The 6,217-nt window shown below is 67.1% G+C and carries 6 protein-coding genes; all 6 read right to left on the bottom strand.

Annotation, left to right across the window (positions count from 1 at the left end; translation table 11 throughout):
* Positions 1–1,713: ABC transporter substrate-binding protein (locus tag I5731_RS06705; protein WP_407941828.1), on the bottom strand; the 1,713-nt coding region annotated here is incomplete at its 3' end.
* A gap of 104 nt (positions 1,714–1,817) precedes the next feature.
* Positions 1,818–2,099, bottom strand: a complete 282-nt coding sequence (locus tag I5731_RS06700; RefSeq protein ID WP_197310608.1) for a DUF2160 domain-containing protein — start codon at positions 2,097–2,099, stop codon at positions 1,818–1,820.
* 235 nt (positions 2,100–2,334) lie between these two features.
* Positions 2,335–3,213 carry a carbohydrate ABC transporter permease gene (locus I5731_RS06695; protein ID WP_197310607.1) on the bottom strand — a complete coding sequence of 293 codons (879 nt, stop codon included), beginning with the start codon at positions 3,211–3,213 and terminating at the stop codon, positions 2,335–2,337.
* A 7-nt stretch (positions 3,214–3,220) separates the two neighbouring features.
* On the bottom strand, positions 3,221–4,090 hold the full coding sequence (locus I5731_RS06690) for a carbohydrate ABC transporter permease (RefSeq protein ID WP_197310606.1): 870 nt from the start codon (positions 4,088–4,090) through the stop codon (positions 3,221–3,223).
* A 5-nt stretch (positions 4,091–4,095) separates the two neighbouring features.
* On the bottom strand, positions 4,096–5,169 hold the full coding sequence (locus tag I5731_RS06685; protein WP_197310601.1) for an ABC transporter ATP-binding protein: 1,074 nt from the start codon (positions 5,167–5,169) through the stop codon (positions 4,096–4,098).
* A gap of 13 nt (positions 5,170–5,182) precedes the next feature.
* Positions 5,183–6,217 (bottom strand): ABC transporter ATP-binding protein (locus I5731_RS06680; RefSeq protein WP_210336257.1); only part of this gene is annotated, 1,035 nt, incomplete at its 5' end.

The raw sequence follows: 6,217 nt of genomic DNA, 5'->3' as shown, positions 1-6,217 counted from the left end.
CTTCGCGTCGGCCCAGCTCTTCACCAGCTCGTCGTAGTTGACGGTGATGGGCTGTTCCTTTTCGTTCTCGACCTTGGGCTGCGGGGCGAGGGTGCCGTTGGCTTTGGCCTGCTCGACCCAGTATTCGAGGTCGTGCTCCTCGTTGAGCTTCGGGCCGATGTCACCCTGGACGCCGGCGCGCTCGAGGCGCGACAGCACCTTCTCCTGCTCCTCGCAGAGCGAGTCCATCGCCTCCTGCGCCGACTTCGCGCCCGACGACGCGTCGCCGATCGCCTGCCACCAGAGCTGGGCGAGCTTCGGATAGTCCGGCACGTTGGTGCCGGTCGGCGACCACTGCACGCGGGCCGGCGAGCGGTAGAACTCGATCAGGCCGCCGAGCTTCGGCGCCCGCTCGGTGAAGCTCTCGTGCCGGATCGAGCTTTCGCGGATCAGCGTCAGGCCGACATGGCTCTTCTTGACGTCCACCGTCTTCGAGACGACGAACTGCGCGTAGAGCCAGGCCGCCTTGGCGCGGTCGACCGGGGTCGACTTCAAGAGCGTCCACGAGCCCACGTCCTGGTAGCCGAGCTTCATGCCGTCCTTCCAGTAGACGCCATGCGGCGAGGGGGCGAAGCGCCACTTCGGCGTGCCGTCCTCGTTCACCACCGGCAGGCCGTCCTTGACGAGGTCGGCGGTGAAGGCGGTGTACATGAACATCTGCTGGGCGATGTTGCCCTGCGCCGGCACCGGGCCGGATTCGGAGAAGGTCATGCCCTGCGCTTCCGGCGGGGCGTAGGCCTTCAACCAGTCGAGGTACTTCTGGATCGCGTAGACCGAGGCCGGGCCGTTGGTGTCGCCGCCGCGCGCGACGCAACTGCCCACGGGCCGCGAGTTCTCGTCGACACGGATGCCCCACTCGTCGACCGGCAGGCCGTTCGGCAGGCCCTTGTCGCCGTTGCCGGCCATCGACAGCCAGGCGTCGGTGAAGCGCCAGCCGAGCGACGGGTCCTTCTTGCCGTAGTCCATGTGGCCGAACACGGCCTTGCCGTCGACGTCGCGGCCGGTGAAGAACTCGGCGATGTCCTCATAGGCCGACCAGTTGACCGGCACGCCGAGGTCGTAGCCGTACTTCGCCTTGAAGTCGGCCTTGTTGGTCTCGTCGTTGAACCAGTCGTAGCGGAACCAGTAGAGGTTGGCGAACTGCTGGTCGGGCAGCTGGTAGAGCTCGCCGTCCGGGGCGGTGGTGAACTTCAGGCCGATGAAGTCCTCGAGGTCGAGGCCGGGGTTGGTGACGTCCTTGCCCTCGTTCGCCATCCAGTCGGTCAGGCTGCGCGCCTGCTGGTAGCGCCAGTGCGTGCCGATCAGGTCCGAATCGTTGACGTAGCCGTCGTAGATGTTCTCGCCCGACTGCATCTGCGTCTGCAGCTTCTCGACGACGTCGCCCTCGCCGATCAGGTCGTGGGTGATCTTGATGCCGGTGATCGCGGTGAACGCCGGCGCCAGCACCTTCGATTCATACTCGTGCGTCGCGATGGTCTCCGACACCACCTTGATGTCGAGGCCGGCCAGCGGCGCCGCGGCGTCGATGAACCACTGCATCTCCGCTTCCTGCTCGGCGCGGCTGAGCGCCGACATGTCGCCGACCTCGGCGTCGAGGAAGCGCTTCGCGGCATCCATGTCCGCGAAGGCGGTATTTGCACTCATCATCAGGGCCGCCACGGCCGCCGATGCCATCCATGTCCGTCGCATAGTCGATCCTCCCAAGGATTCGAATTCTTCGTTGCCGGTTCCCACGCATGGACGGCCGCGCCTTGCCGCCGTCCGTCCCTGACCGCCCCCTACACCCAGCGAAACACGCAGAGCGCGTAGCCGAGGCAGAGGGCCAGAGCCCACCACAGGCTCGGGCCGACCAGCCCGAGCCAGAAAAGACAGATGAACGCGCTGCCGAGCAGCGACACGAACAACCGGTCGCCCCGCGTCGTCTCGAAGCGCAGGATCCCCACCCGCGGACTGCCGCCCGGCACCGCGTACTCCCACACCCCCATCCCGATCAGCAGCGCGAAGATCGTGATGAAGAAGATCGCCGTCGGCCACGTCCAGGCCATCCAGGAAAGCGTCATCGCGAGGCTCCTTCGCGGGAGTGGGGGGGGGCCAGGGGCGTGGGGCGGGCCGTCACCGCCGCTCCTGCGGAAGTTGGACGGGCGGCCGTTCCTGCTCCGTCATGGTCCGCGCAGGCGGACCACCCACGAGGGCCGCGCACCGCAGGGCGTGTGACGGACGCAGCGGGGCGTGGATGGTCCGCCTGCGCGGACCATGACCACGGGGAGGGGTGAGAGACGAACAGAAGCTCCCCCATCACACCCTCCCCAGGGCAAAGCCCTTGGCGATGTAGTTGCGCACGAACCAGATCACGAGCGCGCCGGGGATGATGGTCAGCACGCCGGCGGCGGCCAGCACCCCGTAGTCGAGGCCGGTGGCGGAGGAGGTTCGGGTCATGGCGGCCGCGATGGGTTTGGCGGCGGTCACCGTCAGCGTGCGGGCGATCAGGAGTTCGACCCACGAGAACATGAAGCAGAAGAAGGCGGCGACGCCGATGCCGCTCGCGATCATCGGCATGAAGATCTTCACGAAGAAACGCGGGAACGAATAGCCGTCGATATAGGCGGTCTCGTCGATCTCCTTCGGCACCCCGGACATGAAGCCTTCGAGGATCCACACGGCGAGGGGCACGTTGAACAGGCAGTGCGCGATGGCCACCGCGATGTGCGTATCGATCAGGCCGAAGGCCGAGTAGAGCTGGAAGAACGGCAGCACGAAGACGGCCGGGGGCGCCATGCGGTTGGTCAGCAGCCAGAAGAACAGATGCTTGTCGCCGAGAAAGCGGTAGCGCGAGAAGGCATAGGCGGCCGGCAGCGCGATCGTCACCGAGATGACCATGTTCAGGAACACGTAGGTCATCGAGTTGATGTAGGTCTCGTACCAGGCCGGATCGTTGAAGATGACGCGGAAGTTGGTGAGCGTCGGGTTCTGCGGCCACAGCGTGAAGGAACTCAGGATCTCCTGGTTGGACTTCAGGCTGAGACTGACCAGCCAGTAGACCGGCAGCAGCAGGAACAGGATGTAGGCGACGGGAACCAGTCGCTTCAGTCGCCGCCGGCCGGAGCCGGCGGTGGCGACGCGGATGCCGGCGCGGCTGAGATTGTTGGCGGTGCCCGAATAGGTCGTTGCGGTCATGGCTGTCTCAGCTCCGGTCTTCGCCGGCCTGGGTGGTCACCGTGAAGAAGACCCAGGACAGGAGCAGGATGATCATGAAGTAGATGATCGACATGGCCGCGGCCGGGCCGAGGTCGAACTGGCCGACGGCGGTCTTGACGAGGTCGATCGACAGGAACGTCGTCGCGCTGCCCGGTCCGCCGCCAGTGACGACGAAGGGTTCGGTGTAGATCATGAAGCTGTCCATGAAGCGGAGCAGGATCGCGATCTGCAGCACCCGGTTCATCTTCGGCAGTTCGATGAAGCGGAACACCGACCAGCGCGAGGCGCCGTCGATCTTGGCGGCCTGGTAATAGGCTTCCGGGATCGAGACGAGGCCGGCGTAGCAGAGCAGCACGACGAGGCTGGTCCAGTGCCACACGTCCATCACGATGATGGTCGCCCAGGCGTCGAACGGGTTGCGGCCGTAGTTGTAGTCGATGCCGAGCCCGGTCAGCATGCGGCCGAGCAGGCCGATGTCGGTGCGGCCGAACAGCTGCCAGATCGTGCCAACCACGTTCCACGGGATCAGCAGCGGCAGCGACATCAGCACGAGGCAGACCGGCACGCCCCAGCCCTTGCGGGGCATGGTGAGCGCAATCAGGATGCCGAGCGGGATCTCGATGGCGAGGATGATCGCCGAGAAGGCGATGGTTCGCAGCAGCGCGTCATGAAAGCGCGAGGATGACAAGACCTCCTCGAACCATTCGGTTCCCGCCCAGAAGAACTCGTTGTTGCCGAAGGTGTCCTGCACCGAGTAGTTGACCACGGTCATCAGCGGGATCACCGCCGAGAACGCCACCAGCAGCAGCACCGGCAGCACCATGAACCAGGCCTTGTTGTTCCAGGTCTTTTCCATGGCTCTCAGGCCTCCGCTTCGACGAGGTGGGCATCGCGGTAGACGTTGACGCGGGCCGGATCGAACACCACGCGCGGGCTCGCCGGGATCGCCCGGCCCTCGGGCAGCACCGCGTTGAGCTCGTGCGGCCCGATCGCGCCGCGCAGGATGCGGTAGCGGCCGATGTCCTCGACGCTGCGCACGCTGATCGGCAGGCTGCCGGCGCCGTCGTCGAGGCGCACGAACTCCGGCCGGACGCCGATCTCGGTGCGGCCGGGCTGGGGCCGGTAGTGCTGGCCGAGCGCCACCGCATGCCCCCCCACCACCGCCCGGTCGCCCGCGACCTCGGCGGGCAGCACGTTCATGCCGGGCGAGCCGATGAAGTAGCCGACGAAGGTATGCTTCGGCCGCTCGAACAGTTCGGCCGGCGTGCCGACCTGAACCACCTCGCCGGCGTACATCACCACCACCTTGTCGGCGAAGGTCAGCGCCTCGGTCTGGTCGTGGGTGACGTAGACCATGGTGAAGCCATAGCGCCGGTGCAGCTGCTTCAGCTGCGAGCGCAGCTGCCACTTCATGTGCGGGTCGATGACGGTGAGCGGCTCGTCGAACAGGATCGCGTTGACGTCGGAGCGCACCAGCCCGCGCCCGAGCGAGATCTTCTGCTTCTGGTCGGCGGTCAGCCCGCGCGCCTTGCGCCTCGCCATCGGCCCGAGCCCGAGCATCTCGATCGTCTCGGCGACGCGCCGGTCGATCTCGGCTTGCGGCACTTTCCGGTTCTTCAGCGGGAAGGCGAGGTTCTCGGCCACCGTCATGGTGTCGTAGATCACCGGGAACTGGAACACCTGCGCGATGTTGCGCGCCTCGGTGGGAAGCAGCGTCACGTCGCGCTCGCCGAACACGACGCGGCCGTGCGAGGGGGTGATCAGGCCGGAGATGATGTTGAGCAGCGTGGTCTTGCCGCAGCCGGACGGCCCGAGCAGCGCATAGGCGCTGCCGTCCTCCCAGACCTGGTGCACCTCTTTGAGCGCGAAGTCGGCCTCGGTCTTCGGGCTCGGCAGGTAGCTGTGGGCGATGTGGTCGAGGGTGATGCGCGACATCGGATGGCTCTCCTCAGGCCGCGAGCGCGGCGGCGGGGGCCGCGGCGATGCTGCCGTCGCCGGCGAACAGGAAGAAGCGGTCGGGATCGAGCCAGACCGTCACCTGCTGGTCGACGTCGAGCGCCCGGATGCCGTGCACCAGCGCCACCCAGCGCTGCCCGGCAAAGTCGACATGAACAAAACTCTCCGAGCCGGTGATCTCGGTCACCGCCACTGTCGCCGTCACCGGGACTGCGCCGGGCACGGCGTCGAGGAACAGATGATGCGGCCGGAAGCCGATGGTGTAGACCGCGTCCCTGAGCCCCGCCGCCGCCCGGCCGGCGCCGATCTCGAAGCCGCCGGCAAAGCGCAGCGTCTCGTCGCGCTTTTCCACCCGGGCCACATTGAGCGGCGGGTCGGAGAAGGTCTGCGCCGCCTCGAGGTCGGCGGGCCGGTTGTAGACGTCGATGGTGCGGCCGAACTGGGTGACGCGCCCCTCGGCGAGCGTCGCGGTATTGCCGCCGAGCAGCAGCGCTTCCGACGGCTCCGTCGTCGCATAGACGAAGATCGCCCCCGACGCGGCGAAGATCTTCGGCAGCTCCATGCGCAGCTCTTCGCGCAGCTTGTAGTCGAGGTTGGCGAGCGGCTCGTCGAGCAGCACGAGGCCGGCGTCCTTGACGATCGCCCGCGCCAGCGCCGTGCGCTGCTGCTGGCCGCCCGAGAGGTTGAGCGGCGTGCGACCGAGGTACGGTGTCAGCCGCATCAGCTCGGCCGCCGACTTGACGCGCCGGTCGATCGTCGCGCCGTCGACGCCGGCGACGCGCATCGGCGAGGCGATGTTCTCGTAGACCGTCATCGCCGGGTAATTGATGAACTGCTGGTAGACCATGGCGACGTTGCGCTTTGCCACCGGCACGCCGACGATGCTCGTCCCGTCCATCCGGATCTCGCCCGACGTCGGCTTGTCCAGCCCCGCCATCAGCCGCATCAGCGTCGTCTTGCCCGACAGCGTCGGCCCGAGCAGCACGTTCAGCGTCCCCTTCTCGAGACGCAGCGACACGTCGTCGAT

It is taken from the genome of Methylobrevis albus, assembly GCF_015904235.1.
Taxonomy (GTDB): domain Bacteria; phylum Pseudomonadota; class Alphaproteobacteria; order Rhizobiales; family Pleomorphomonadaceae; genus Methylobrevis_A; species Methylobrevis_A albus.
Note: the sequence above shows the minus strand (reverse complement) of the source record. Positions and strands in the feature narration are given on the sequence as shown.

What these genes read in the sequence shown, in the direction of transcription:
- I5731_RS06690 (WP_197310606.1), bottom strand. Translation starts at nt 4,090, where the DNA reads ATGGAAAAGACCTGGAACAACAAGGCCTGGTTCATGGTGCTGCCGGTG.
- I5731_RS06700 (WP_197310608.1), bottom strand. Translation starts at nt 2,099, where the DNA reads ATGACGCTTTCCTGGATGGCCTGGACGTGGCCGACGGCGATCTTCTTC.
- I5731_RS06695 (WP_197310607.1), bottom strand. Translation starts at nt 3,213, where the DNA reads ATGACCGCAACGACCTATTCGGGCACCGCCAACAATCTCAGCCGCGCC.
- I5731_RS06685 (WP_197310601.1), bottom strand. Translation starts at nt 5,169, where the DNA reads ATGTCGCGCATCACCCTCGACCACATCGCCCACAGCTACCTGCCGAGC.